Annotated in this window: 25 protein-coding genes, 1 tRNA gene and 1 pseudogene; 11 read left to right on the forward strand and 16 right to left on the reverse strand. The window is 69.5% G+C overall.

From position 1 onward, the window contains the following. The first annotated feature begins 110 nt into the window (after positions 1-110). The 6 genes and pseudogenes from LRS10_RS16935 to hflX all read left to right on the forward strand — a co-directional run bounded on the left by LRS10_RS16935 (position 111) and on the right by hflX (position 6,195). The gene (locus LRS10_RS16935; protein ID WP_257838282.1) at positions 111-1,103 is read left to right on the forward strand and encodes a hypothetical protein; all 993 of its coding nucleotides are present in this window, start codon (positions 111-113) and stop codon (positions 1,101-1,103) included. 34 nt (positions 1,104-1,137) lie between these two features. Then, positions 1,138-2,259, forward strand: a complete 1,122-nt coding sequence (locus LRS10_RS16940) for a PAS domain-containing sensor histidine kinase (protein WP_257838283.1) — start codon at positions 1,138-1,140, stop codon at positions 2,257-2,259. Between the two features lie 14 nt (positions 2,260-2,273). Next, positions 2,274-3,665: a sigma-54 dependent transcriptional regulator gene (locus LRS10_RS16945; RefSeq protein ID WP_257838284.1), complete on the forward strand. Its 1,392-nt coding sequence runs from the start codon at positions 2,274-2,276 to the stop codon at positions 3,663-3,665. Position 3,666: 1 nt separating this feature from the next. Continuing rightward, positions 3,667-4,530 carry a D-amino-acid transaminase gene (locus LRS10_RS16950; protein ID WP_257838285.1) on the forward strand — a complete coding sequence of 288 codons (864 nt, stop codon included), beginning with the start codon at positions 3,667-3,669 and terminating at the stop codon, positions 4,528-4,530. A gap of 102 nt (positions 4,531-4,632) precedes the next feature. After that, positions 4,633-4,878, forward strand: coding sequence for an RNA chaperone Hfq (gene hfq, locus LRS10_RS16955; protein WP_111274395.1), 246 nt, complete (start codon positions 4,633-4,635; stop codon positions 4,876-4,878). 47 nt (positions 4,879-4,925) lie between these two features. Beyond that, a pseudogene (gene hflX, locus LRS10_RS16960) lies at positions 4,926-6,195 on the forward strand (GTPase HflX). On the opposite strand, the gene mazG reads toward hflX, so the two are convergent. From mazG to LRS10_RS17010, 10 genes are all read right to left on the reverse strand, one after another. After that, complete coding sequence (gene mazG / locus LRS10_RS16965) at positions 6,192-7,004, reverse strand: nucleoside triphosphate pyrophosphohydrolase (protein WP_257838286.1); 813 nt, start codon at positions 7,002-7,004, stop codon at positions 6,192-6,194. The pseudogene hflX and the gene mazG sit on opposite strands and share 4 nt — an antisense overlap. A 76-nt stretch (positions 7,005-7,080) precedes the next feature. After that, positions 7,081-7,572: a hypothetical protein gene (locus tag LRS10_RS16970; protein ID WP_257838287.1), complete on the reverse strand. Its 492-nt coding sequence runs from the start codon at positions 7,570-7,572 to the stop codon at positions 7,081-7,083. A gap of 102 nt (positions 7,573-7,674) precedes the next feature. Continuing rightward, a complete protein-coding gene (locus tag LRS10_RS16975; RefSeq protein WP_257838288.1) occupies positions 7,675-8,394 on the reverse strand; it encodes an SIMPL domain-containing protein in 720 nt (239 codons plus the stop codon). A gap of 109 nt (positions 8,395-8,503) precedes the next feature. Then, on the reverse strand, positions 8,504-8,884 hold the full coding sequence (locus LRS10_RS16980) for a putative quinol monooxygenase (RefSeq protein ID WP_257838289.1): 381 nt from the start codon (positions 8,882-8,884) through the stop codon (positions 8,504-8,506). After that, positions 8,868-9,485 carry a phosphoribosylglycinamide formyltransferase gene (locus LRS10_RS16985; RefSeq protein ID WP_257838290.1) on the reverse strand — a complete coding sequence of 206 codons (618 nt, stop codon included), beginning with the start codon at positions 9,483-9,485 and terminating at the stop codon, positions 8,868-8,870. The genes LRS10_RS16980 and LRS10_RS16985 overlap by 17 nt, the downstream gene beginning before the upstream one ends. Then, positions 9,482-10,312 (reverse strand): MBL fold metallo-hydrolase, encoded by an 831-nt coding sequence (locus LRS10_RS16990; protein WP_257838291.1) that lies wholly within the window; start codon positions 10,310-10,312, stop codon positions 9,482-9,484. The genes LRS10_RS16985 and LRS10_RS16990 overlap by 4 nt, the downstream gene beginning before the upstream one ends. Next, the gene (locus LRS10_RS16995; protein WP_257838292.1) at positions 10,309-11,085 is read right to left on the reverse strand and encodes a TatD family hydrolase; all 777 of its coding nucleotides are present in this window, start codon (positions 11,083-11,085) and stop codon (positions 10,309-10,311) included. The genes LRS10_RS16990 and LRS10_RS16995 overlap by 4 nt, the downstream gene beginning before the upstream one ends. Positions 11,086-11,091: 6 nt before the next feature. Continuing rightward, positions 11,092-12,093, reverse strand: a complete 1,002-nt coding sequence (locus tag LRS10_RS17000; RefSeq protein ID WP_257838293.1) for a DNA polymerase III subunit delta' — start codon at positions 12,091-12,093, stop codon at positions 11,092-11,094. After that, positions 12,086-12,721 (reverse strand): dTMP kinase, encoded by a 636-nt coding sequence (gene tmk, locus LRS10_RS17005; protein ID WP_257838294.1) that lies wholly within the window; start codon positions 12,719-12,721, stop codon positions 12,086-12,088. The genes LRS10_RS17000 and tmk overlap by 8 nt, the downstream gene beginning before the upstream one ends. 39 nt (positions 12,722-12,760) lie before the next feature. Further along, positions 12,761-13,690, reverse strand: a complete 930-nt coding sequence (locus LRS10_RS17010) for a septal ring lytic transglycosylase RlpA family protein (RefSeq protein ID WP_257838295.1) — start codon at positions 13,688-13,690, stop codon at positions 12,761-12,763. Positions 13,691-13,806: 116 nt separating this feature from the next. Between LRS10_RS17010 and LRS10_RS17015 the strand changes: the two genes are divergently transcribed. From LRS10_RS17015 to LRS10_RS17035, 5 genes are all read left to right on the forward strand, one after another. Next, a tRNA-Ser gene (locus LRS10_RS17015) sits at positions 13,807-13,897 on the forward strand. Between the two features lie 221 nt (positions 13,898-14,118). Further along, on the forward strand, positions 14,119-14,745 hold the full coding sequence (locus LRS10_RS17020) for a thermonuclease family protein (RefSeq protein ID WP_257838296.1): 627 nt from the start codon (positions 14,119-14,121) through the stop codon (positions 14,743-14,745). Between the two features lie 50 nt (positions 14,746-14,795). Then, positions 14,796-15,377, forward strand: a complete 582-nt coding sequence (locus tag LRS10_RS17025) for a hypothetical protein (protein WP_257838297.1) — start codon at positions 14,796-14,798, stop codon at positions 15,375-15,377. Then, entirely contained in the window at positions 15,374-15,508 is a 135-nt protein-coding gene (locus LRS10_RS17030) for a hypothetical protein (protein WP_257838298.1), read from the forward strand. Before LRS10_RS17025 ends, LRS10_RS17030 begins: the two co-directional genes overlap by 4 nt. 197 nt (positions 15,509-15,705) lie before the next feature. Next, positions 15,706-16,140 (forward strand): TIGR02391 family protein, encoded by a 435-nt coding sequence (locus LRS10_RS17035; protein ID WP_257838299.1) that lies wholly within the window; start codon positions 15,706-15,708, stop codon positions 16,138-16,140. Between the two features lie 58 nt (positions 16,141-16,198). On the opposite strand, the gene LRS10_RS17040 is transcribed toward LRS10_RS17035, so the two are convergent. The 6 genes from LRS10_RS17040 to LRS10_RS17065 all read right to left on the reverse strand — a co-directional run bounded on the left by LRS10_RS17040 (position 16,199) and on the right by LRS10_RS17065 (position 19,657). Beyond that, positions 16,199-16,435: a hypothetical protein gene (locus LRS10_RS17040; protein ID WP_257838300.1), complete on the reverse strand. Its 237-nt coding sequence runs from the start codon at positions 16,433-16,435 to the stop codon at positions 16,199-16,201. A 240-nt stretch (positions 16,436-16,675) separates the two neighbouring features. After that, positions 16,676-16,927 (reverse strand): hypothetical protein, encoded by a 252-nt coding sequence (locus LRS10_RS17045; RefSeq protein WP_257838301.1) that lies wholly within the window; start codon positions 16,925-16,927, stop codon positions 16,676-16,678. Further along, complete coding sequence (locus LRS10_RS17050) at positions 16,917-17,432, reverse strand: hypothetical protein (RefSeq protein WP_257838302.1); 516 nt, start codon at positions 17,430-17,432, stop codon at positions 16,917-16,919. Before LRS10_RS17050 ends, LRS10_RS17045 begins: the two co-directional genes overlap by 11 nt. Before the next feature lie 7 nt (positions 17,433-17,439). After that, positions 17,440-18,417 (reverse strand): phage major capsid protein, encoded by a 978-nt coding sequence (locus tag LRS10_RS17055; protein WP_257838303.1) that lies wholly within the window; start codon positions 18,415-18,417, stop codon positions 17,440-17,442. Between the two features lie 543 nt (positions 18,418-18,960). Next, on the reverse strand, positions 18,961-19,389 hold the full coding sequence (locus LRS10_RS17060) for a hypothetical protein (protein WP_257838304.1): 429 nt from the start codon (positions 19,387-19,389) through the stop codon (positions 18,961-18,963). 1 nt (position 19,390) lies between these two features. Further along, a complete protein-coding gene (locus tag LRS10_RS17065; RefSeq protein ID WP_257838305.1) occupies positions 19,391-19,657 on the reverse strand; it encodes a hypothetical protein in 267 nt (88 codons plus the stop codon). Between the last annotated feature and the right edge of the window lie 24 nt (positions 19,658-19,681).

A 19,681-nucleotide genomic window follows, 5' to 3' on the forward strand; every position in this document is an offset into this window, starting at 1 on the left:
GAGTTTGGAGCACAGGTCCCTAGTCTCCCGACGCGATGGCGTTGCTAAACAGTCCCGCTTTCCTGACGCCCGCCATCGGTTGGGCGCGACGGTCGCTGGAGTCGCGGCTGGTGCTCGGCGTCGGCTACGGCGTGGCCGTCGGCCTGACCGTGCTCGCCATCATCCTGGCCGCGTCCCCGCCCCAGACGGGTCCCCTGGGGCCGGCGAGCCGGCTGATCCTGACGCTGCTGGGGCTCAACCTCGTCATCATCCTCTTACTGATGGCGGCCGTGGGGCTGCGAATCGGAGAGTTGCTCCGCGCCAGGACAGAGGACGCCGGCGCGCGCCTGCACGTGCGGTTCGTGCGCCTCTTCGCCTTCGCCGCCGTGGCTCCCGCCGCAGTCGTCTTCATCTTCTATGGCGTGCTGGTCAGCCGCGGGGTGGAGAACTGGTTCTCCGAACGGGTCCAGACAGTCGTCGAGAACGCTGCGACGGTGTTCCGCTCCTACGTCGACGAGCAGACCCGCTACATCGTCGAGCACGTAACGCCGATGGCCGCCGACCTGAACCGTGAAGCCGGAGCCTTGCAGGCCCGGCCTGATCAGGTTGACGAGTATCTGGATGCGCTGGCGTCGTATCACGCCTTCCCGGCGGCCTATCTGGTGGACCGCCAGGGCCGGGTGCTGGCCAAGGTCGAGAGCGCCGATGCCCCACCCTACGTGCCGCCGCCCAGGGCGGGTTTCGACGCCGCCGACCAGGGTGAGATCTACGTCCCGGACTTCACCGGCGCCGACGTCATGCGGGCGCTCTACAAGCTGAATGCCTACGACGAGGTCTATCTGTACATCGCGCGCCCCCTGCGTGAGGGCATCGTGGCCTATCTTCGTCAGGCGGAGGGCTCGCTCGTCTCGTACCGGGATGTGGCGCAGAACCGAGAGCGTATCCAGACCATCTTCGCCCTGAGTTACGCCGAAACCGCCCTGCTGGTGCTGGTCGGAGCCGTGTGGCTGGGCCTGGGCGCCGCCAACGCCATCTCCGCCCCCGTCGCCCGTCTGGTGCAGGCCGCGGGGCGCGTGGCCGGGGGGCGACCTGGACGCCCGCGTGGACGCGGACGGAGATCCTGAAGAGATCGCCGTTTTGTCACGTGCCTTCAACAGCATGACGCACGATCTTCAGGTGCAGCAGGCAGCGTTGCAGAGCGCCAGAGAAGAGGCCGAGAGCCGCCGCCAGTTCATCGAGACGGTTCTGGCCGAGGTGAGCGCCGGCGTGATCGGTCTCGACGCTCGCGGCCGGATTTCGGTGGCCAACCGGCAGGCGGCCCTGCTGCTGGCGCTGCCCGGCGACCATGGCCGCGGACGGAAGCTTGCGGATGTGGCTCCAGAGCTGGCGGAGGTCGCCGCCGGCGCGGGCCGTGGCGGCGAGGCTGAGGAAGAGGTCGACGTCGTGCGCGGCCGCGACAGCCGCCGTCTGCGCGTGCGGGCCAGTCACAGCGAGGGCGGGCTGGTGCTGACCTTCGACGACATCACGCGGCTGGTCACGGCCCAGCGCAACGCGGCTTGGCGCGACGTCGCCCGCCGCATCGCCCACGAGATCAAGAACCCGCTGACGCCGATCCAGCTGTCGGCCGAGCGCCTGCGGAAGAAGTACCGCAAGGACATCGCCGAGGCGGAGCTGGAGACCTTCGACCGCTGCACCGACACCATCGTCCGGCAGGTGGGCGACATCGGCCGCATGGTGGACGAGTTCTCGGCATTCGCGCGGATGCCTGCGCCCAAGTTCGCCCAGGTCGACGCCGAAGAACTGCTCCGCGCTGCGGTCTTCGCCCAGCGTGTGGCGAGCCCGGACCTGACCGTTGAACTGGAAGAACCGACGCCCGAGGCGGTCCTGCGTGCGGACGGCCGGATGCTGGCGCAGGCGCTGACGAACGTCCTCAAGAACGCCGCCGAGGCGGTGGACGCGCAGCGTGGGCGCTCCCCAAGGCTGAAGGGGCGGATCACCGCACGCCTGCTGGTGGAGGACGCCCAGGTGGTGATCGAGGTCGAGGACAACGGCGTGGGCCTGCCGGCCAAGGACCGCGACCGGCTCACCGAACCCTATGTGACGACGCGCGAGAAGGGCACGGGCCTCGGCCTCGCGATCGTGAAGCGAATCCTGGAAGACCACGGCGGCGAGCTGGAGCTCTCCGATGCGCGGAGCGGGCAAGGCGCCTTGGCGATCCTGCGCCTGCCGACGGCCACGACCGTGCGCATCGGCGCTCCGGCAGGCGCCGTGACGGCTTGAGAGGACTGGAAGGCATGGCGTCTGACGTTCTGGTGGTCGACGACGAGGCGGACATCCGCGAGCTGGTGGCGGGGATCCTCTCCGACGAAGGCTACGCGGTCCGCACGGCCAACGATTCGGAGTCGGCCCTGGCGGCCATCCGGGCGCGGAAGCCTGCGCTGCTCATCCTGGACATCTGGATGCAGGGCGGCGGCATGGACGGGCTGGAACTGCTCGACATGGTGAAGGAGCTCGACGCCGACCTGCCGGTGATCATGATCTCGGGACACGGCAACATCGAGACCGCCGTCAGCGCCATCAAGCGCGGCGCCTATGAGTTCCTCGAGAAGCCGTTCAAGTCGGATCGCCTGCTGCTGGTCGTCGAGCGTGCGCTCGAAGCCGCCAACCTGCGCCGGGAGAACCGTCGTTTGCGCACCCAGGCGATCACGCCCGAGGGGTTGCTGGGCAAGTCGATGCCCGCCCAGCAGCTGCGTCAGATGATCGCCAAGCTTGCCGGCGCCAACAGCCGGGTGCTGATTTCGGGACCGCCGGGCGCCGGCAAGGAGACGGTGGCGCGGTTGATCCACGCCGCCAGCCACCGCACGCGCAGCGAGTTCGTCCCCATCAGCGCCGCCGGCATGACGCCCGAACGCATGGACATCGAGCTGTTCGGCCAGGAAGGCGAGGGCGGCCGCCCCGCCAAGATCGGCGTGTTCGAGCGTGCCCATGGCGGAACGCTCTATCTCGACGAGGTGGCCGACATGCCGCGCGAGACGCAGGGCCGTATCCTGCGCGTGCTCGTCGAGCAGCGGTTCCGGCGCGTGGACGGCGACTACGACGTTCAGGTCGATGTCCGCGTGATCTCGTCCACCTCCAAGGACCTGCGCGAGGAGATCGCCGCGGGCCGCTTCCGGGAGGATCTGTTCCATCGGCTGAACGTGGTGCCGGTGAACGTCCCGGGGCTTGCGGAGCGCCGCGAGGACATCCCGGAGCTGATCGAGGACTTCATCACCCGGATCTGCGAGGCGACGGGTCTTCCACGTCGCCGCCTGTCGGACGATGCGCTGGCCATGCTGCAGGTCCGCGCGTGGCCCGGGAACCTCCGGCAGCTGCGCAACAACGTGGAACGGATGCTGATCCTGGCGTCGGGCGCCCCGGCCGAGCCGATCACCGCCGAGATGCTGCCACCCGAGGCCTCGGTGAACGACCAGGCCGGCTCCTTCGGGGCCGAGCGGATCATCGCCCTGCCGCTGCGCGAGGCGCGCGAGGTGTTCGAGCGCGAGTACCTGAACGCCCAGATGCTTCGCTTCTCGGGCAACATCAGCCGAACCGCCGCCTTCATCGGCATGGAGCGCTCAGCCCTGCACCGCAAGCTGAAGTCGCTCGGCCTGTCGGGCGGTCGGCCGCTCGAAACCGAGGACGCGTAAGGTGGGGCGCATCGCCTATGTGAATGGCCGCTTCGTGCCGCACGCCGAGGCCTTCGTGCACATCGAGGACCGCGGCTATCAGCTGGCCGACGCGGTCTACGAGGTCTGGGCGCTGTTCGGCGGCAAGCTCGCCGACGCCGAGGGTCACTTCGTGCGCCTGGAACGGAGCCTGTCGGAACTGCAGATCGACATGCCGATGAGCCGCGCTGCGTTGACGACTGTCCTTCGCGAGGCCGTGCGCCGCAATCGCGTCGCCGAAGGGCTCGTCTATCTGCAGGTCAGTCGCGGTGTCGCCCCGCGCGATCATGCCTTCCCGAACCCGCCCGTCAGACCCGCCGTGGTGATCACGGTCAGCCGCGTCGATCGGGCGGCGACCGAGGCGCGGGCCGCCAAGGGCGTGGGCGTCGTCACCACGCCGGAGAACCGCTGGGGGCGATGCGATATCAAGACCGTCGGCCTCCTGCCGAACGCGCTGGCCAAGCAGAAGGCCCGCGCCGCCGGGGCCGTCGAGGCCTGGTTCGTGGACGAGCTGGGTCTCGTCACCGAAGGCGCCTCGTCAAACGCCTGGATCGTGGATCAGGACGGGATCCTGCGCACGCGCGACACCAATGCGAACATCCTGCGCGGCGTGACCCGCCACACGCTGATGGACGTGATCCGGGAAGCAGGATTGAAGGTCGAGGAGCGGCCGTTCACCCCCGAGGAGGCCCGAGCGGCGAAGGAGGCCTTCATCACCGGCGCTGGCACGATCGTCCTGCCGGTCGTCAGTGTCGATGGAAAGCCGGTGGGCGAGGGGGCGGTCGGCCCCGTCGCAACCCGGCTCCGCAGCCTCTATATCGAGCGCGCCAAGGCCCAGGCCATCTGATCCCGTCCGCGCGATTGCGCGCGTCGTCAAAGCCTGCTTAGCGTGCCCTTGCGTGTGTGGGCGGATTTGGCCGCCCGATCCAAAACCAGAAGGCGTAAAGCCATGAGCGACAAGAAACAGAACCTCCAGGACACGTTCCTGAACAGCGTCCGGAAGTCGAAGACCCCTCTCACCATCTTCCTCGTGAACGGCGTGAAATTGCAGGGGGTCGTGAGCTGGTTCGACAACTTCTGCGTTCTGCTCCGCAGGGACGGGCAATCCCAGCTCGTCTACAAGCACGCGATTTCCACCATCATGCCGGCTCAGCCCGTGCAGCTCTATGAGCCGGCCGACGACGAGGCCGATTGAGCTCTTCGAAATCCGTTGACCGCGAGGCGCCCATCCAGGGCGCCTTGGTGATCCATCCCGATCGGGAGGGCCGCGACAGCGCGCGCCATTCCGAGGCGCGGCTGGAGGAGGCCACAGGCCTCGCGCTCGCCCTCGATCTCGAGGTCCGCGAGGCGATCGTCGTTGGCCTGCGCAAGCTCACCCCTGCCACCCTGTTCGGCCGCGGCAAGGTCGAGGAGATCGCCACCCTGGTGGAGGTCGAGGAACTCGACGTCGTGGTGGTGGACGACTCTCCTGACCCCGGTCCAGCAGCGCAACCTCGAAAAGGCCTGGAAGGCGAAGGTCATCGACCGTACCGGCCTTATCCTGGAGATCTTCGCCCGTCGCGCGCGCACGCGTGAAGGCCGGCTGCAGGTGGAGCTGGCCAGGCTGACCTACGAGCGCTCGCGCCTCGTCCGCACCTGGACCCACCTGGAGCGCCAGCGCGGCGGCTTCGGCGTCATGGGCGGCCCCGGCGAAACCCAGATCGAGACCGACCGGCGGCTGATCGCCGAGAAGATTGGCAAGCTGAAGCGCGAGCTGACCGAGGTGCGCCGCACCCGGACGCTGCAGCGCTCGGCGCGGCGGCGCGTGCCTTTCCCGAGCGTCGCGCTCGTCGGCTACACCAACGCCGGCAAATCGACGCTGTTCAACCGGCTGACCAAGGCCGATGTCGTCGCTCAGGACATGTTGTTCGCCACGCTCGACCCCACCCTCCGCAGCCTCAAGCTGCCGGATGGCCGTGACGCCATCCTGTCGGACACCGTGGGCTTCATCTCCGACCTGCCGCACGAGCTGGTCGAAGCTTTCCGCGCCACCCTGGAGGAAGTGCGCGAGGCCGATGTCGTCCTGCATGTGCGCGACATCGCCAGCGACGAGAGCGCCGCCCAGGCCAAGGACGTCCGCGAAGTGCTCGAGCGCCTCGGCCTCGACATGGACGAGCGTCGCATCCTCGAGGTCTGGAACAAGGTCGACCTGCTGCCGGAGGAGGCCCGCGAAGAGGTGATCGGCGACGCCCGCCGCGCGCATCCGGCGGCCGTGCCGGTCTCGGCCGTGACAGGCGAAGGGACTGACAGCCTCCTGGGCGCCATCGCCGCGCTTGTCGACGAGGCGCCGCCGGTGGAGATCCACACGCCGGCGGGCGAGGGCGCGGCGATCGCCTGGCTCTACCGTCATGGACGGGTCATCGAGCGGGAAACCGCCGACGACGGGAGCGTGCGGATGTCTGTGAGCCTGACGCCCCAGGCGCTGGGGCAGTTCGAGCAGCAGTTCCCCCAGGCGCGGCTGGGCGAGGGCTAGGCCCGCTCCGCCGCCTTGGCTTCGTCCCACAGGGCGTCCATCTCGGTCAGGTCCGATTCTTCGGGCGTCCTGCCACGCTCCGCGAGCTTCTGCTCAATGTGCCGGAAGCGGCGGGCGAACTTGGAGTTGGTGTAGCGAAGGGCGTCTTCGGGGTCGACGTCCAGGGTGCGGGCGAGGTTGGCGACCACGAACAAGACATCGCCCATCTCCTGGCGGGCCTTTTCGAGATCACCGGCCTCGATCTCGCGAACGAGCTCCCCGACCTCCTCGTGCAGCTTGGCCACCACGTCCTGCACGGTCGGCCAGACGAAGCCGACGCCGGCGGCGCGTTTCGACAGCTTCACGGCCCGGGTGAGGGCCGGCAGACCGGTCGGCACGTCGTCGAGCAGGCTCTCCTGCCGGCCCTTCGTCCGCCGCTCCTGCGCCTTCAGCTGCTCCCAGCCCGCCTTCTGCGCGGCGACCGAGGCGTACGCCTCATCGCCGAACACGTGGGGGTGCCGGCGGACCATCTTCTCGTTGATGGCGCGGGCCACGTCGTCGAAGTCGAACGCGCCCTGTTCCTCGGCCATCCGGGCGTGGAAGACCACTTGCAGCAGCAGGTCGCCCAGTTCCTCCTTCAGGTCCGGCAGGTCGTTGCGCTCGATGGCGTCGGCGACCTCGTAGGCTTCCTCCACCGTGTAGGGCGCGATGGTGGCGAAGGTCTGCTGCTGATCCCATTCGCAGCCGTCCTCCCGATCACGCAGGCGGGCCATGATGGCGAGCAGGCGATCGATGGGCCGCAGGTCGGCCGGCGGGGCAGGTCGCGTCATGGGAGATCTCGGTGACGAAAGCGGCGCGCGGTGATCAGACCGCGCGCCGTCCGGGGGCGCAAGACGCTCTGGTGGTTCAGCGCTGCGCTAGACGCGCGTCGTTCCGGGCCAGGCGCGCGGCGAAGCGATCGAAGGACACTTCGGCGTCCGACCACACCCAGTCGCCGTAGGCCTGGCGGATGTCGCTTTCGTACCAGCGGTAGCTTAGCGGCGTCACGGTGCCGTCAGCCGCGATGAGCCGACCTTCGATGGCGGCCCCGCCGATCCCGAAGCTTTCCATCGACAGGCCGGGGGTGTCGGCCAACTGCTTGAACGTCGGCCGGTTGGGCTTGGCGTCGGTCAGTACGAGCTCGATCTGGGCGTCCTGGTGAGCGCCCGACTTGGTGAGCCTGCGTTCGACTTCGCCGCGAAGGCTGTCGGCCAGCCGCTGCACGTCGCGAACGCCGTACGTTTTCTCGGCCTTCGCCTGCAGCTCGGGGCCGATCGTGACGGAAACGGTCGCCGGAGCGGCGAGGGCGGTCGAGGCGCTGGCGAGGAGCGCGGCGGCCGCAAAGGCAAGGAAGCGCATGCGGGTCTCCCGGGGAATATACAGTAAGAACTTAACACATGGGGAAGGGCGCGCCAGCCCGCAAGCTGAGCGCATCGGATCTCACTCCCATTTCATGCGGTTTCAACGCAAAGCATAGCTGACGGTCGTGACCACGCGGACCTTCTTGAACACCTGCGACGAGGGGTCGTAGCCTACGTCGTCGCGGCCCAGGATCTCGAACGAGCCCTGAGTGGCCGAGCGGATGCCGCCGAGCTTCGCGCCGGAGTCGCGCGCGAACTGCTGGGCGCCGGAGCGGGCGCTCGCGGTGGCCTCCGCGATCATCGGCGGACGGACGTCGTTCAACTTCGTGAAGAGGTATGATGGGCCGTTGTAGTCCTGCAGGACCACGCCCTCGCGGATCAGCTGGTCGAGCTGGCGGGTGGTGGCCTGGACCCGGTCGACGTTGGTGGTCCGAACGATCACCGTCTGGGCGACGCGATAGCGAGCGGCGACGTTCTGCTGCTGATACTCGCGGGCATACTGATCGGTGACTTCCAGACGGCCGAGGTCGATCTCGGCCGTCTGGTAACCCTGAGCGGCCAGGAACCGGCGCAGCGTGGCCGTGTCGGCGTCGACGTCGGCCTGTACCGCCTGGAGGTCGTCGCCGGCGGCGGCGAACTTCAGAGGCAGAACAGCCAGGTCGGCCTTGACGATACGCTCCGAGAAGCCACGAACGGTGACCGCACGATTGCCGCCCTGGGCGTTCTGCAGGCCCGAGCCGATGAAGGCGCCTGCGACGGCCGCGCCAAGCCCCACGACGGCGGCGCCGGCCACGGCGGGGGCGAGATAGGGGTTCGGCATGGGACCTCCAGAGCGGCAGGAGGGCATAGCCGCGCTTGGCTGACAATCAGCTGAACAGATCGACGGTCTTCTCGCCTAAGGAATATTATCGGAAATTACGCAGGCGGCCTTAGGCCTTCAGGCCGTAGCCGCCGACGGGGTTCGTCTCGAACCGCTCGCCGAAGCCCGCGATCAGCGGTCGAGCCTGTGCGATCGTCGCCTGCACCGCCGGCAGCTTGAGAGACGCCTGATGATGGGCCGCGTCGATCCAGACCTCGGTGATCCAGAGGGCGTCGGCGTTCGCCGGATCCGTCGCCACCACATAGCTCAGGCAGCCCGGCATGGCCTGGGTTCCTGCCAGCATGGCTTCGATCAGCGCGTCGCGTCGCCCGGGCTTCGCCAGCATCTTGCCGATCAGTCCGTACATCCCGGGCGCGCCTTGAGCGGCCTGGTCCCCGACCGCCGCCAACGCCACCGTCCCGAGACCGAACGCCCTACGATCCAGCTCCATCCGGCAACTCCATCTCGCCGCTGGCGATCCTGCGGAGCGTATCCACGAAGAACGCCGGCTCAAGGCTCTTCACGCGCTCCTCGAGGGTCTCGGGGGTGTCGCCGGTCTCGATCGGAACGTCGAGGCCGCCCAGGGCCGGTCCGTGATCGTACTCCTCATCGACGACGTGGATGACGATGCGGCTGGCGGCCCGCCCGGAAGCCAGCACCGCCTCGTGGACGCGTCGGCCGTACATCCCTTGGCCGCCGAACTCCGGCAGCGGCCCGGGGTGGATGTTGAGGATGCGGCCGCCGTAACGTGCGAGCGTTGCTGGACCCAGGCGACGCAGGTAGCCCGACATGACGATCAACTCGACTCCGGCCGCCGCCATGGCGTCGGCGAGTTCGATGTCCGCGGCCTCAGGGTTCGAGACCGTGGGAACGCAAAGGGTCTGCAGGCCCACGCTCTGCGCCCATTCCAGCGCACTGGCCTTGCGGGTGTTCGTCACGAGAAGCCGCGCGTCCGCGTCCAGGCGGCCGGCCTGGATGGCGTCGTACACGGCGCGCGCGCTCGAGCCGTTTCCGGACGCGAGGAAACCGATCTTAAGGGGTCGGGAAATCACGCGTTTTCGGCCCGAAGCTGATGTTCGAACGCGAGGCCGTCATAGGCCGGTTCGACGTTCTCCGGCAGCTCGGCCGCGAGGGTGTCGAAATCGAGATCGATGTGCATGTTGGTCAGGATGGTCCGCCGCGGCCTTACCCGTTCCACCCACTCCAACGTGCGCTCGAGGTGGGCGTGGGTCGGGTGCGGCCGGTATCGCAAGGTGTCGACGATCCACACGTCGAGGTTCGCCAGGGCCTGGAACGCGGCGTCGTCGAGCCCCACCACGTCGCTCGAGTAGGCGACTCCCCCGAAGCGGTAGCCCACCGAACGCACACCGCCGTGGTCCTGGTCGAAAGTGCGCACCGGGATCGGGCCGGAAGGCCCCTGCACGGCCCAATCGTCGCCGTGCGCCGGGATCAGCCGTTCGTCGCAGATGGCGGGATAGCCTCCTTCCCCTTCGAAGATGTAGCCGAACCGGCGCTTCATGGTCGCCTGAGTGGCGGCGTCCATGAAACACGGAATCCGCGCCTGCTGGCGGAGGTAGAAGGCCCGCACGTCGTCAAGCCCATGCACCTGGTCGGCGTGGTCGTGCGTCAGCAGCACCGCATCGACGCGCTTGACGCCCGCCCTGGCGGTCTGGATGCGCAGCTCGGGCGAGGCGTCCACGAGGACGGTTGTCTCCGCGCCCTCTTCCCCGCCTGGCCTTTTCCGCCGCACGAGCATCGAGCATCGGGTCCGGAAGTTCTTCGGATTGCGGGGATCGCAGGCGCCCCACTCGCCATCAGCCCGGGGTACGCCGCCGGACGAGCCGCAGCCCAGGATCACCACCTCCAGCACGTCGCTCACGGCCGCGGGATCCGATCGAACAGGTTAAAGAAGGCGTCTTCGGTCCTGGCTTCAGCTTCGGTCAGGCTCCAGCCGCGGATCTCGGCCAGCTTGGCCAGGACGTGCGGCAGGAACGCCGGCTCATTACGCCGGCCGCGGTAGGGCACAGGGGCGAGATAGGGGCAGTCGGTTTCGACGATGATGCGGTCTGCGGGCATCTCGGCGACCACAGCCCGAACGTCGTCGGCGGTCTTGAAGGTCGCGATCCCCGCCACAGAGAACCACGCGCCAAGAGCTGTGGCCCGGCGGGCCAGCTCCAAGCCCGAGGTGTAGCAGTGCATCAGGATGCGAAACGGCCCTCTGGCGTACTCCTCCTCGAGGATCGCGCCCATGAGGTCGTCGGCCTCCCGCGTGTGGACCACCAGCGGCAGGCCGGTCTCCCGCGCCGCCTGGCAGTGGACACGGAACACCTTCGCCTGGATTTCGCGCGGACTGAGATCGTAGTGGAAGTCCAGGCCGCACTCGCCGATGCCGACGACGCGCGGGTCCTGCGCCAGCCGTACCAGCGTTTCGGCCGAGAGCTCAGGGTCCTCCTTGGCCTCGTGCGGATGCGTGCCGACGGTGCACCAGATGTCCGGATGCATGGCCACGCCGCGTACGGCCTCGAAGTTCGAGACGCGGTCGCAGATGTTGACCATCAGGCGCACGCCGGCCGCCAAGGCGCGGCTGATCACCGCCTCGCGGTCGTCGTCGAATTGCGGCGCGTGCAGGTTGACGTGGCTGTCGATCAGCATGGGGCCTTAGGCCTGGGCGGCCAGCTTCAGTTCCGTGAGCGCCGTGAACAGCGCATCCGTTCGGTCGAGGTTGAGCGCCTCCACCTCGCGCGGCAGGCGCTGCAGCGTCTCCCACGCCTGCGCCCAGCGATCAAGCGGGCCGATCCCCTGCGCCGCCCGGTCGGCGACCATGCCGTGCACGCGGTCGGCCAGCCGGTCGAACAGCAGGGAGAAGGCCTGGGCCCCCTCCCCGCCCCGGAAGCCCTCGGCGAGCGCAAGCGCGCGGGTCTCGTCGACGCGAGGCAGCTCGGCCAGGAGCTCCCGCGCCGCGTCGTCCACGGCGATCGCCTTCATCGCCGAGAGCTGCAGCGCACGGCCCGGCGCGCCGCCCGCCATCCGCGAAAGGCGCAACGCCTCTTCCGGGTTCACTTCGGCGTGGCGGCTCACGAAATCCGCCGCCTCCTCCAGCTCCAGGGCGTGGAAGGCGAGCCGGCGGCATCGCGATCGGATCGTCGCGAGAAGGCGGCCAGGCGAGTGGGAGACCATGAACAGGACTCCCCGCGGCGGCGGCTCCTCCAAGGTCTTCAGAATGGCGTTGGCGGCGTTCACGTTCAGGTCGTCGGCGGCGTCGATGATCGCCACGCGATGCGGCGCGCTCGCCGGTGATTTCGAGAAGAACTCGCCCAGCTTCCGCGCGTCTTCCACAGGGATCACCTTGCGCGGCTTGCCGTCCGGCCCCTCGCGCTCCAGCACGAGCAGGTCGGGATGGCTGCGGGCCGCCACCTGGCGGCTGATCGGATGGTCTGGGTCCGACCCCAACTCGCCCCAGCCGGGCGCCGGCGGCGCCCCCAACAGGCGACGGGCGGCGCGATAGGCGAACGTGGCCTTGCCGACCCCTTCGGGGCCGGTCAGCAACCAGGCGTGGTGCAGCCGGCCACGGGCGCGGGCCTCCTCGAAAGCCGTCTCCGCGCCGCCCTGCCCCTGCAGCTGGAAGACCTCCCGGGGATGCGGGACTCCTTCGCTAGCCATGCACGGCAAGCCGCTCGGAGATCGCCCGCCACACCTCGGCCTCGACGGCGTCGATGGGGGCGGTGGCGTCGATGACGGCGCAACGCTCCGGCTCGGCCGCCGCGATGGCCCGGAAGCCCTCGCGCAGGCGGGTGTGGAAGGCCATCCCCTTGCTTTCGAACCGCATCTCCGCCCCAGCCCGGGCGTGCGCCCGCTCCAGCCCCACCTCGGGCGGCAGGTCGAAGACCAGAGTCAGGTCCGGGCGCACGTCCTCGAGGATATGGGTCTCCAGGGCGGCGATCAGCGCGGGCGCCGTCCCGCCGGCTGCGCCCTGGTACGCGCGGGTGGAATCGGCGAATCGGTCGCAAACGACGAAGGCGCCGCGGGTCAGGGCCGGGCGGATCACTCGCTCGATGTGATCACGCCGCGCCGCATACATGAGAAGCGTTTCGGTCACGGGGCTCCAGCGGTCCGCCGCGCCGTTGAGCACCAGGTCCCGAATGCTCTCCGCGCCGGGCGAGCCGCCTGGCTCCCGCGTGGTGACCACCTCAAGCCGCTGGGCTTCCAGGCGTGCGGCGAGCCGCTTCACCTGGGTGGATTTCCCGGCGCCCTCGCCGCCCTCGAAAGTGATGAACCGCCCGCGCGCCACGCGGCCAAAATGGCCCGTTCGCGTCAGGAGTCCAGAGGTCTAGAACGCGCGCACGACGCGGGCGTCGGCGAAGCCGATCTCGGCCACCCGGTCGCGCAACGCATAGGCTTCGGCCTCGCCGGCCGGCGCAGGCAGGACGACGCGGTAGAGGGTCATGCCATCCGGCCGTTGGAGGGGCTCGATGGTCGCCTCGCCGGCGATCGACAGCTGCGACACCGCCCGCTGGGCGTTCCCCTCGCTCGCGAAGGCGCCGGCCTGCACGCGATAGGCCGCAGGCGGCGGTGTCGCAGCCATCACATACGCGGCCGTGGGCGGGGCGGCGGGCGGCAGGCCCAGGGTGCTCACCGGTTCGGGACGGGGCGGTAGGCCGGCGGCGATCTGCGCCGGCGCCCCATCGTACTGCGACGGCGCCGGCCGAGGCGCGGCGACGCGGGTCGCGGGCGCGGAGGCATAGCGTACGCCGGCGTCGCGGCCCAGCAGCGGGGCCGGCCCGATGTAGCGCACGCGCACCCTGGCGACGCCCTTGCGTTCGTAATCGAGCTGGCGCGCCGCCTCGCGGGAGAGGTCGATGATCCGGTTGTCGACGAACGGACCGCGATCATTCACCCGGACCTGGATCTTGCGACCGTTCTCCAGGTTGGTCACTTCGACGATCGACGGCAGCGGCAGGGTGGTGTGGGCGGCGGTCATCGCGTTCATGTCGAAGAGCTCGCCATTGGCGGTGGCCTTCATATGGAAGGCGTCGCCGTACCAGGAGCCGATGCCGATCTTGTCGTAATCCGGCTCCTCGCGGGGCACGTACCAGATGCCGCCGATCTGATAGGGCTTGCCGACCTTGTACCCCCCCGCCGCTGGGGGCGCGCTCGCGGCGCCACGGGGCTCCGTGCCGTACCTCGGCGTGACGCAGGCCGCGAGCGCGCTGCTTGCCAGCAGCACGCCGGCCAGGTTCAGGATGCGGGCGCGGGCCATGCTCTCCTCCCCGAGATCAAGCGTGAAGCTTGGCCGGCAAGCCTTGCGTCACGGTTAATGGAGGGTTGCGGTGGAGCAGCCCGCCCTCGCCTGCTATAGGCGGCGTCCGCCGCGCTGGATGGGTGGCCGAGTGGTTTAAGGCAGCGGTCTTGAAAACCGCCGTGGGTTCACGCCCACCGTGGGTTCAGAATCCCACCCCGTCCGCCAGAACATGCGGGGCTAAGGTGTTCTCATCACACGAGAATGTCTTAGCCCCTCCCCGGCTTGGGTGGGCGTGCGGCCATCGTCCTAATCCCTTGCGAGGCCACAGCGAGGCCACACGAGCTCGCGAAGCGCGTTCGCGGCATGTACCGCCCTTCCCTCGGATCGAGGCGGCGGCGACCCGCCCAATGGGCGTAGTTTTAACCGCACGCGGGTACGCTCTCGGCATGAGCCACACCCTTGCCCGCTCCCTCACCCTCGGCGTCCTCGCCACCCTCGCGGTCGCCGGAGCCGCCCACGCCGACCAATGCAAGGCCATCCCCGACAACGGCCCCATGCCCGCGTACCTCGCGCCGGGAAGCACCTTCCGGGGGGCGGTCAAGGTGGTGATTGACGGCGACTCCATGTGCGTGGCGCGCGGTGCTGGCCCGGAGAATTTGGTGGAGGTGCGGTTGGCCGACTTCCACGCCCCCGAGTTCAGCCAACCCGGCGGACCGGCGGCACAGAAGAAGCTCGCGGCGCTCGTCTTGGGGCGCGAGGTGGTGTGCAAGGCGGGGTCACGCACCCACGACCGGGTGGCCGCCCAATGCACCCTCAATGGCCGCGCCATCGGTTCGTTGATGCGCCAAGCTGGCGTGACCGAGGGCGGGAACGGCACGCGGCGAGCGGCTCCGGTTGCTCGGCCGGTCCAGCCTCAACCTTTCGCGGGCTCGCCCGGCTGGTCCTACCGGAATTGCCGCGAGGCTCGTGAGGCCGGAGCCGCGCCGCTCTATCGCGGCCAGCCGGGGTATGGCGCGCACATGGACGGCGACGGCGACGGGATTGCATGCGAGCCCTACCGGGGGCGGCGCTAGCGTCGGAGTTGCCTGTTCGCAGAATCGGCCGTGGGGCCACGTTATGCGCCATGTACGTCCACATCACCCCCGAGCTTACGTGCGCGGCCCAAACCCTCCGTGTTGCCGAACACCTAGAGGCCGCCGCGTCAGACCCTCAACGCCTCGTGGACGCCGTGCGGTGCGCCCATCTGGCCATCATGGCGGCTTGCACCGTCGCCCTCACCGGCACCGCCGGAGTGGGTGCCTACTCCGACAAGCTGGCGGCCAAGCACCTCAAGTTCATGGGCGGGGAAATTCCCGACATGCCCGAGGACCACACGTTGCCCTTCGCGGCCCTCTTTCAGCGCGTCCAAGAACCCGACCGCATGGACTTCTCGGGGCCGCTCACGTTCACCGAGCACGAGCGGAAGGCGGCCCGGACGCTCGATTGGCTCCGAGGGCTCATCGACCACCCAAAGGCCACCTCGTGGTCCGTGGAGCGGGACACATTCGCGGTCGTCCTAGCGGCGTTCCCGACCATGTTGGAGAAGTGCATGGGCGCGGCCGGTCACAGGTACCTAGACGGGCCGGATGAGGACGTTGCGCGCGGCCTCGCTCGGGTACGCGCCGCGCTAGCCGCATCCATCCCACCCATGGAGCCGAACGAGTGACTCGCCTTCCGCAAGAGGTGCCCGACGTGGACGTGCTCTTGGCGCTTGCGCCCGAGGAGCTTGGCGGCGTGTTGCTCAAGCTGGCCGCCGACCCAGAACACCGAGGCATGTTCAGCTTTGAGGGATCCTAGGCGACACGGCGCTCTATCCTCCCCTTCACGCGGAAGGAAACGCGCCGGGGTACTACCCGCGAGCACGGGAACAGCAAATCCTCCAAGCTACCTCGGAGGCGTGGCAATGGCTCGAAACCGCGTTGCTCATCATGCCCGCGCCCGGTGTGAACGGGCGCAACGGTTGGCGCGTCCTAACCCGCCGGGGGCGCGCCCTCGTGGAGCAAGACCGGTTCGATGAGTACCGCTCTGCGGTGGAGTTCCCGAAGGCCCTCCTACATCCCCGCATCGCGGACGACGTGTGGCTGCAACTCGCCCGGCGTGACCTATCGTTGGCGGTGTTCATCGCGTTCAGGACCGTGGAGGAAGCGGTTCGCGAGGCCGGAGGCTTCCCACCGGAGAAGGTGGGGGTGTCCCTCATGCGGGACGCCTTCAAGCCGGGCGTTGGCCCGCTCGCCAAGCACGAGGAACCCCACGCCGAACAAGAGGCGCTCGCCAGCCTCTTTGCGGGTGCCATCGGCTCGTACAAGAATCCCCACTCCCACCGGACGGTCGAGGTGACGGACATGCGGGAAGCCCAAGAAATGGTGCTCTTGGCTTCGCACCTACTCCGCATCGTGGACGCGCGCGCGGCGGGCGAGGAACGCGGCTAGAGGCGAACCGGCCCCGGCGGCTCCGCTCAAACGTCGGGCAGTTCAGCTTTGAGCCAACCTAAGCGATACCGCGCTTCCCGTCCGCCTTCCGCCGCGCCTCGCGCTTGGCCTCATCGTCAACGTGTACGAAGTAGGCCGTGAGCACCGCTCGGGCGTTGGACTCGTACACGCCGCGCCGGTCGGGTGACAGTTCCTGAAACGGCACCTTGTGGCCCGGCACCGCGCTCATCGCGTGCTCATACCCGCCTTGGGCACCGGCCAACACCTCGGCGTCGGTCGGGGTTCGTTTGCTCATGGGTCCTCCGTGTCGTCGGCCGTTCCATTGCCCCATACCGTCGAGCGCCCCCCGGGGGCTAGGAAAGCCCGCCCGGTGCAACTCCGACACCGGGCGGGCGCGCTCCCTAGCTAGCGGGAGGCCGCCCCCGGCCACTTAGCGTGCTTGCCGGGCCGGGAGCGAGGGTGAGAGCCGCCGGAAGGCTGTGGCGGCCCTCTGCCAAGTCGCGCGACGTTGGGGCTTCGTGCGCGCGCCGTGGGTTCAGTTCAGCGTCGGGCGGTCGGCCTCCAAGGCGTCGGCCATGTACCGGAGTTGGGCGACAATCACGGGCACGTCGTCCGCTTTGACGTGGCCATGCACGAGCGCGCCTAGAACACGGATGAGCCCCATCGCGCCCTTGGCCACCCTGTACCGCCGTAGGAGGTCGGCCGACTCGGGGTTTGAGCCCGCGTCCGCTTCCAAGATGGCGAGTTCTTCCGCCGTGAAGGGCGGCACTTCGGGCTCAACGGTCATTGCGGTTCTCCAATTCGGTCACCCGCCCTTCAAGCTCCGCGACACGTCCGGCTAGCGCCTCCACAAGCTCGGCAAGCTCCCGGTGGTCCGACCGGATGAGGCGAAGGTGCTTGCCTACGCCGTCGCCAATCGTCGTGGTGAGCATGCTCGCCCACCGGGAGAGGGTGTCCCGCGTCACCGGCTTGGCGGCCTTGGGCGCTCGGCGCTGGACGGCAGCGGCTAGCTGGCGGCGCACGGGCGCGGGTTCGGGCGGTCGGCGGGAGGCCTCGGCGCGGCGTTGGGCCACCAATCCTCGGCGGGTGGCCTCGCGCCGGAAGTGCGGCTCACCCTCCAGCAACGCGAGGTCGGCGGCCGTTAGCACCTCGTCGCCTGGGAGGGCCACGCGCTCGGGAGCGGCGTGCGTCACCGGCTCGGCGGCGGCTGGCGGGATGCCGAGAATGGCGCGGTTGGCCTCGGCGCTCACCTCGCGGGCGCGGTCGAGGATGGCTTGGGCGGCGGGGCTCATGGCGGCGCTACCACGCCACGTCGGTCATGTACGCCACCGCGCCCGAGCGCCGCGCCCACGTGGCCGAGAGGATGCACCGGACGCCCAGTGAGTCGGTCTGGAACAAGCTGCGTAGATTGCCCGCCGAGACATTGGGCGTGCCCGGCGTGGAGATTGCAGCCGGGTCGTCGGCCTCCATGTGGAGCAACGCATGAATCGAGCGGTCGAAGTCGGGCGTCGGGTCCACCGAGGCCGCGACGGTGCCGGGGTCGATGGCGATGATTGTTCCCGGCGCGACGCCTACGCTCGGCAACACCTCCACCTCGCGGCCTTGGAGGCGAAGGGCGGCAGTGAAGGCTTGGGCCGGGTTGGCAACGAACACCACCTCGCGCCCACCGGCCGCGAACACGGCTCCTGCCAGCTTGGCGAGGTCCGCTTGCATCGCGCTCTCCCCACCACCGGCCGTCGCGGTAAGCGGCGCAATGCCGTTCAGGAGGCCAGCCGGGCGAGAGTCGGTGGCGGCCTCCGGGGAGAACGCCGAGGCGTCCAGCGACACCGAGGCGTCCTCCTCTAGCAGCGTCCGAAAGGCGGCCTCGCCGCCCGCCTCGGCAACCTGGCGCGTGAGGACGACAAGCCCGCCGAGCTTGGACATGGGGCCGATGACGGTGGAGCCGAGGTTGGCTTGCCGGACCGGGATGGGCGCGCCCTCCTGAACCCACGACATTGTGCCGCCCGTTGCCGGGTCGAGGCGGCCCGGAACGGCCACGGAGCCCACGCCCGCGAGGTCCACCCGGAGGGCTCGGGCGAACAGCCGCCCGGCCGCGCTCTGCGGGAGGTTGGCGACGAAATCGAGCACGGCTTGCCCGGCAAGTGCGCCCGCCCAACCGGTGTCGCCGGTGCTCGCGGGCGCAACGGCCGCGCGTTGCAGGAGCGCGAGCGTCACGGGCTCGTCGCCGTACAGTTGGCGAGCGACCGCCACCGGGTCGCCGTTCCGTCCGGCCAGCATGTGGACGAGATCCGGCTCGGATGAGGGCGGCGCGCGGAGGCTCGGCGGGTTCGGGGCGAAGGGGAATGGGGGGCGCGTGCTCATGGCCTCACGATGCCGAGCCACGCGGGGCGGCGCTGTATATGCGTCACGGTTTTTGAAGGCGGCCCAACACCTCCGCGACGCTTGCGCGTGCGGCACCCTCGCGCCGCACGAGGTCGTCAATCATGCGCCCTAGGGCACGTCCCACGGCCGCGCGGTCGGTGGGGCCGTTTCGGGGTAGCCAGCCGAGGTCGAGCAAGAGCCGCACGGTGTCCCCCAAGCTTTCCAGCGGCACCGGGGGCGCGGCACCATCACGAGCGTGCCCGGCGCGGTCCTTGGCATTCCGAAGCCGAAGGCGTCGCATCCGCGCAGCGTGGAGCTTGGCGGCGCGCACCTGTTTCGGTGTCCGCTGGCGGGTGATTGTCGGACTCCCGAGCGTTGGGGCCGCTCCGACGACGCCCACCGCCGCAAGGGCGTGAACCACCGGGGCCTCGGGCTCGTGTACGCGTGCAAGGGCGGCGGTCATTTGCGCCACCTCAAGCGAGCCCGTTCCTCGGCCGCGAGGACGCCAAGACGCTCAAGCGCGGTGGCCTCGGCCTCGCCGTTCCGCCGTCCGCCGGGACACGAGAACCGCCACCACGCCCACGGCCGGGTGCCCGGGCCGCCGGGAACCACACGGGTCCACGGGTCGGGGTCCACCGCCTCGGGCGCGGCGGCAACCCACCAGGTGGTGAGGCTCGCGCCGTGCATCGCCCAATCCACCCGCATGGCCGCTTCCGCCTCCCGGTGTTCCTCCGCGGTGGCTTGGTCCAGCGTCGAGGCGCTGTGGCCGGGGAAGTAGCCCTTGCCGAACAGCAGCAGGCTATCCGGGCCGCGCAGCAGGCTTTGCCGCTTGAACGGGTCGAGCACGGGACCGCCCCACGGTCGTATGCGGGTGCGACGCGACGGCATGTCAGTACCCCGCTCCCGGCGGGCGGCCGGGTCCGTCGCGAGCGGGCTCCACGTCCAGATTCAGCGCCTTGAGCGCCGCCAAGAGGCCGGTGCGGGAGTCGCGCTCAAGCACACATGCCGGGTGAGCCTTCGGACAGCCATACCGGTCCAGAATCATTGCGCCGTCCCGGGCGATGGCCTCTTGCGCGGACGCCATACGGTCGGCGCACTCGGCGGCGGTCTGGGCGAGCGCGAGTCCGGCCGCGTCGGCAATGCAGTACTCGCTCACAAGGCGTTGCCACAATTCGCGGCC

It is taken from the genome of Phenylobacterium sp. J426, assembly GCF_024699945.1.
GTDB lineage: Bacteria > Pseudomonadota > Alphaproteobacteria > Caulobacterales > Caulobacteraceae > Phenylobacterium.

Bases quoted from the DNA above. Each gene is read 5' to 3' on its own strand.
- LRS10_RS16940 (WP_257838283.1), top strand. From the start codon at position 1,138: ATGACGCACGATCTTCAGGTGCAGCAGGCAGCGTTGCAGAGCGCCAGA.
- LRS10_RS16945 (WP_257838284.1), top strand. From the start codon at position 2,274: ATGGCGTCTGACGTTCTGGTGGTCGACGACGAGGCGGACATCCGCGAG.
- hfq (WP_111274395.1), top strand. From the start codon at position 4,633: ATGAGCGACAAGAAACAGAACCTCCAGGACACGTTCCTGAACAGCGTC.
- mazG (WP_257838286.1), bottom strand. From the start codon at position 7,004: ATGACGCGACCTGCCCCGCCGGCCGACCTGCGGCCCATCGATCGCCTG.
- LRS10_RS16970 (WP_257838287.1), bottom strand. From the start codon at position 7,572: ATGCGCTTCCTTGCCTTTGCGGCCGCCGCGCTCCTCGCCAGCGCCTCG.
- LRS10_RS16975 (WP_257838288.1), bottom strand. From the start codon at position 8,394: ATGCCGAACCCCTATCTCGCCCCCGCCGTGGCCGGCGCCGCCGTCGTG.
- LRS10_RS16980 (WP_257838289.1), bottom strand. From the start codon at position 8,884: ATGGAGCTGGATCGTAGGGCGTTCGGTCTCGGGACGGTGGCGTTGGCG.
- LRS10_RS16995 (WP_257838292.1), bottom strand. From the start codon at position 11,085: ATGCTGATCGACAGCCACGTCAACCTGCACGCGCCGCAATTCGACGAC.
- LRS10_RS17000 (WP_257838293.1), bottom strand. From the start codon at position 12,093: ATGGCTAGCGAAGGAGTCCCGCATCCCCGGGAGGTCTTCCAGCTGCAG.
- LRS10_RS17010 (WP_257838295.1), bottom strand. From the start codon at position 13,690: ATGGCCCGCGCCCGCATCCTGAACCTGGCCGGCGTGCTGCTGGCAAGC.
- LRS10_RS17020 (WP_257838296.1), top strand. From the start codon at position 14,119: ATGAGCCACACCCTTGCCCGCTCCCTCACCCTCGGCGTCCTCGCCACC.
- LRS10_RS17025 (WP_257838297.1), top strand. From the start codon at position 14,796: ATGTACGTCCACATCACCCCCGAGCTTACGTGCGCGGCCCAAACCCTC.
- LRS10_RS17040 (WP_257838300.1), bottom strand. From the start codon at position 16,435: ATGAGCAAACGAACCCCGACCGACGCCGAGGTGTTGGCCGGTGCCCAA.
- LRS10_RS17045 (WP_257838301.1), bottom strand. From the start codon at position 16,927: ATGACCGTTGAGCCCGAAGTGCCGCCCTTCACGGCGGAAGAACTCGCC.
- LRS10_RS17050 (WP_257838302.1), bottom strand. From the start codon at position 17,432: ATGAGCCCCGCCGCCCAAGCCATCCTCGACCGCGCCCGCGAGGTGAGC.
- LRS10_RS17055 (WP_257838303.1), bottom strand. From the start codon at position 18,417: ATGCTGGCCGGACGGAACGGCGACCCGGTGGCGGTCGCTCGCCAACTG.
- LRS10_RS17060 (WP_257838304.1), bottom strand. From the start codon at position 19,389: ATGCCGTCGCGTCGCACCCGCATACGACCGTGGGGCGGTCCCGTGCTC.